The sequence below is a fragment of the Candidatus Protofrankia californiensis genome, assembly GCF_900634765.1.
In the GTDB taxonomy this organism is placed as follows: domain Bacteria; phylum Actinomycetota; class Actinomycetes; order Frankiales; family Frankiaceae; genus Protofrankia; species Protofrankia californiensis.
Map to the genome: position 1 here is coordinate 7,154 of NZ_CAAAFT010000135.1, position 3,303 is coordinate 10,456.

The following is a 3,303-nucleotide window of genomic DNA, read 5'->3' on the forward strand; positions in this document are numbered from 1 at the left end:
ACGTCGTGATTGGCCAGCACCCAGGTGGTGGGCGCGCTCACCTCGGCGGTGGCGGCCAGATCTGCGGTGATCGCCGTACGCCAGGCCGTCGCCGACCACGGGGCGGCCAGCAGCGAGAAGGCGAAGGTCAGGTGCAGTTCGTCGGGACGCACGTAGCGGGCCAGTCGCCGTGGGTCGGCCACCCAGGTTTCGCCGACGAGTGCCCTGGCCCGTCCGTCGCGGCGACGGTAGTCCTCGATGATCGTGCGCCAGTGCTGGTAGATCTCGTGCACGCCTTCTTGATCCCAGCTGTGGGGTTCGGCCCGCTCGCGGAAGAAGGGGACGCCTTCGGCCGGGCGCGGTGGGTTGTCCGGCAGGATGTCGTTCTTGACCAGGCCGTGGGTGACGTCGATGCGGAAACCGTCGACACCGCGATCGAGCCAGAACCGGACGGTGGCGTCGTGGTCGTCGCGCACCCGGAGGTGCCGCCAGTTCCAGTCGGGCTGTTCCGGCGCGAACAGGTGCAGGTACCACTGGCCGTCGGCCACCCGGGTCCAGGCCGGCCCACCGAAGACCGAGACCCAGTTGTTGGGTGGCTCGCGGCCGTCCTCGCCCCGCCCGTTGCGGAAGATGTACAGATCCCGCTCGGGGGAACCGGCGCCGGCTGCCAGCGCGGCGCGAAAGGCCGGGTGGGTGTTGCTGGAGTGGTTCGGGACGAGGTCGACGAGAACCTTCAGCCCGTGCCGGTGAGCTTCGGCGAGTAGCGAGTCGAAGGCGGCCAGATCGCCGAACAGCGGGTCGACGTCACGGTGGTCGGCGACATCGTAGCCGTGGTCGGCCATGGGGGAACGATAGAACGGGGTGATCCAGATTCCGTCCACGCCCAGGTCGCGTAGATAGGGCAGGCGGGAGGAGATACCGGTGAGATCCCCGACCCCGTCGGAGTCGGAATCGGCGAAGCTGCGGATGTAGACCTCGTATATTACGGCGTCGAGCCACCAGTCACCCATGGTCTCATCCAATCCCGCAGCTCCGTCGCTGTCCGGCGTCCGTCGCCGAATCTTTCCAACGATCGCGGGCCCGGCTCCCTGGGCGCGAAATATCAATGATCGAACCGCCTTCGGCCCGCTGGTCCGGAGCCTGCCGCCAGGCGCGATATCCGATAACCGAACTAGACTCCGCCAGGTGGAGGAGGTGACGACACGTTATCAACTGACTTCAAAAGGTGTGCACAGTCCGTTCGTGCTTGTCCGGCGGGTTGTGCATGAGCGAATCGGACGCCTCGGCGGACACCTCCGCGGCCTCCTCGCCGGCTATGCTTTCGGTAGCAATGTGATTACTAAAAGCAACGGCACGGCCGCTGGTGACAACGCGGCGGGCAACGCCATCCGGACGGGCGCGGCCCTCACCGGGATGGCGGCGGGCCGGCTCGGATCGGTTCTGGCCGAGCTCGGCCGAGGGACGTGGTCACTGCGCCAGATACTGGGCCGTCCTCGCGAACGTGCCCCCGAGCGGCTCGCGCTCGAGCAGCTGGGCTTTCTTTCCGACGCCGGACTGGTGCTGTCGAGTTCCCTCGTCCCGCAGCGGATCATCGATATGATCGCGTCGCTGGCGGTACCACGGCTTGGTGACGGCGCCATCGTCTTTCTTCGCGACGGCGAGAAGGTACGCCTCGGCGCGATCGTGCACCGTGACGGCCGGGTCGCCGAGTATCTGCGCAACTTCGTTGCCGCCCGGCTGCCGAGCCTGGACAGCGAGGACGGGCCCGGTCTCGTCCTGCGGACGGGTCAGACCTGGTACATGCCGTACCTGACCGACGAGCTGATGGCGCGGATGTCCACAGCGGGTATGGCCGATGCTCCGTTCCCCGCGTTCCTGAAGGGTCCGACGATCACTGTTCCGATGCCGGGGCAGGGCCGGGTACTCGGTGCTGTCACGCTTGTGCGCAGTTCGGGGACCTACACCTCCGTCGACATCAGCCTTGCCGAGCACCTGGCCCGGCGGGGGGCGGCCGCGCTCGACAACGCGCAGCTCTACAGCGTCGAACAGGAGTCCGCTCTCACCCTGCAACGCTCGCTTCTGCCGGAGAACCCGCCCGCGCTGCGGGGGGTGGAGATCGCGATGGAATATCGTCCCGGAACGGCCGGGACGGAGGCCGGCGGCGACCTGTACGACGTGATCGCGCTCCCCGACGGCCGGGTCGGGATCGCGATCGGAGACGTGATGGGACGCGGCCTGCACGCGGCTGCGGTGATGGGGCAGCTGCGGGCGGCGTTACGCGCGTACGCGCTGGAGGACTGGGCGCCGGCCGAACTGCTGTCCCGGCTCGACCGGGTCGTGGACTCGCTGCCCGGGCTGCACCTGACGACGTGTATGTACATCGTCTACGACCCGGTGAGCCGTCGGGCCACCGTGTCCAACGCCGGCCATCTGCCACCGCTGCTGGTCATGCCCGACGAGGAGCCGGACTACCTGGTCCTCGACCCGGGACTGCCGCTCGGTGTCGGCGGCGCCGGAGCGTTCTCGGAGACGTCGCTGGAACTCCCGCCCGGTTCCGGCATCGTCCTGTACACCGACGGGCTTGTCGAGTCCCGCCGGCACCCGTTGGAGGACGGCATGGATCGGCTGCGCCGCGGGTTGGTCAGGGCGAGGGAGGACTCGGCGACAGCGGATGCCGGGACGCCCGTCGCGGGGGTGCCCTCGCCCGGTTCGGCGCGGGCGCTGCTGCGCCAGTGCCTGGCCGCGTCCGGAGTGGCCGTGCAGACCGACGACGACACGGCGTTGCTGGTGATGACCACCTATCCGTCCCGGCCGGCTCTGGTGGACGTGGCGTTGCCCGCCGAACCCGAGTCGGCCGTTCACGCCCGCTCGGCGCTCGCGCGAATCCTCGCTGGACAGCGTCTTGCCGCTGTCGCGGACGACGCCTTGCTGCTCGTCAGCGAAGTGGTGACGAACGCGGTGCTGCACGCCCGCAGTGATCTCGTGCTGCGCGTTCACCAGGAAGGGGACCGGTTGCGGGTCAGCGTCGAGGATCGGGAAGGTGCCAGGATGCCTCGCCGTCGGACACCCCGGGATGACGGAGAGTCGGGCTGGGGTCTGCTGATCGTTGACGTGCTCGCACACGGGTGGGGGGTGGAAACCACCGGTGACGGCAAACGGGTGTGGTTCGACCTGATGATCCCGGCGAGCGGCAACGCCGACAGGACGCTGTCGCGCTGACTACTCGCTACTCGTCCCGTCCGCTGGCTGGCTGCTCGTTGCGTCGGGGTCGGCCGCCCGGGGTCAGGCGGACGCGGCCTCGTCACCGTCGGAGCTCAGATAGCG

The 3,303-nt window shown here is 68.9% G+C and carries 2 protein-coding genes; one reads left to right on the top strand and one right to left on the bottom strand.

Annotation, left to right across the window (positions count from 1 at the left end):
* Window positions 1-989: alpha-amylase family glycosyl hydrolase (locus tag DD1DGNOD_RS29030; RefSeq protein WP_241255556.1), on the bottom strand; the 989-nt coding region annotated here is incomplete at its 3' end.
* Window positions 990-1,173: 184 nt separating this feature from the next.
* Here DD1DGNOD_RS29030 and DD1DGNOD_RS08160 point away from each other — a divergent pair.
* Window positions 1,174-3,198 carry an ATP-binding SpoIIE family protein phosphatase gene (locus DD1DGNOD_RS08160; protein WP_241251322.1) on the top strand — a complete coding sequence of 675 codons (2,025 nt, stop codon included), beginning with the start codon at window positions 1,174-1,176 and terminating at the stop codon, window positions 3,196-3,198.
* The last annotated feature ends 105 nt before the right edge of the window (window positions 3,199-3,303 follow it).